Origin of the sequence: Streptomyces phaeochromogenes (assembly GCF_001418655.1) — a bacterium.
Lineage (GTDB): Bacteria > Actinomycetota > Actinomycetes > Streptomycetales > Streptomycetaceae > Streptomyces > Streptomyces phaeochromogenes.
In genome coordinates this window covers 1-1,067 of the sequence record NZ_LIQZ01000639.1, presented here as the reverse complement: position 1 = coordinate 1,067, position 1,067 = coordinate 1, and the positions used below count along the sequence as shown (strand labels likewise).

The 1,067-nt window shown below is 71.4% G+C and carries 1 protein-coding gene; it reads right to left on the bottom strand.

Translation table 11 applies throughout. The annotated features are described in order from the left end of the window. Window positions 1-865, bottom strand: an 865-nt coding sequence (locus AOK17_RS47030; protein WP_483855197.1) for an NsdA family TPR-like regulatory protein, incomplete at its 3' end; no start/stop codon positions are given. Window positions 866-1,067: the final 202 nt, after the last annotated feature.

The following is a 1,067-nucleotide window of genomic DNA, read 5'->3' as shown; positions in this document are numbered from 1 at the left end:
CCTGCGCCGCCCGCGCCAACTGGGCGATCTCCCGCGGATTCCCGAGCTGCGCCGCGAGGTGGCTCATGGACGCGGCCAGCACGTACCCGCCGTATCCGCGGTCGCCCGCCGCCTGCGCGAGCCGCAGCGCCTGGATGTAGTACCGCTGTGCGAGCCCTGGTTGTCCGGTGTCGACCGCCATGTAGCCGGCCAGCTCCGTCAACCGCGCGACCGCCGCGAAGAGTTCACGCCCGACCGCTTCCCGGTACGAGCCCGCGAGCAGCCCGGAGACGACACTGTTCAGGTAGTGCACGACGACCGGGCGTACGTGCCCGCTGCCGTACTGGTGGTCGAGGTCGACGAGCGCCTGGGTCATCGCGCTCACCGCGGCCACGTCGGACTGCCCGACCCGCGGCCCTGCAGCACGCGACACCTGCGCGTCCGGCGAGGAGATCAGCCAGTCCCGGCTCGGCTCGACGAGCGCGGAGGCCGCGACGGACGAGCCGGACAGGAAGTCCCGCCGCCCCACGTCGCTGCGCCACAGCTCGCAGACCTGCTCGATCGCCCCGAGGACGGTCGGCGAGAACTGCAGCCCCACACCGGAGGCGAGGTTCTTGCCGTTCGCCATGCCGATCTCGTCGATCGTGACGGTCCGGCCCAGCTTGCGGCCGAGCGCCTCGGCGATGATCGCGGGCGCCCGCCCACGCGGCTGCTGTCCCCGCAGCCAGCGCGCCACGGACGTCTTGTCGTAGCGCAGATCGAGGCCGTGCTCCGCGCCGCACATGTTGACCCGGCGGGCCAGCCCGGCGTTGGAACAGCCCGCTTCCTGGATGAGCGCCTGCAGTCGTTCGTTCGGCTGCCGCGCGACGAGAGGCCTTGCGGCCATTGGCGTACCCCCTGTGGCTGCGGTGCCTGCCCACGCACCGAGTTGACGGTCCTCAGTGACCGGGACCTCCCGCACCCCTGCTGGGGAGCGAAAAGATCCGGCCTCGAAGATCAATGCCCCGCGGACATACCGAAGATGCGAGACATGTGAGGATTGCCGGGGTAAAGGCTGCTGCCCGCCCCTCCGGTGGCTACCCACCCCC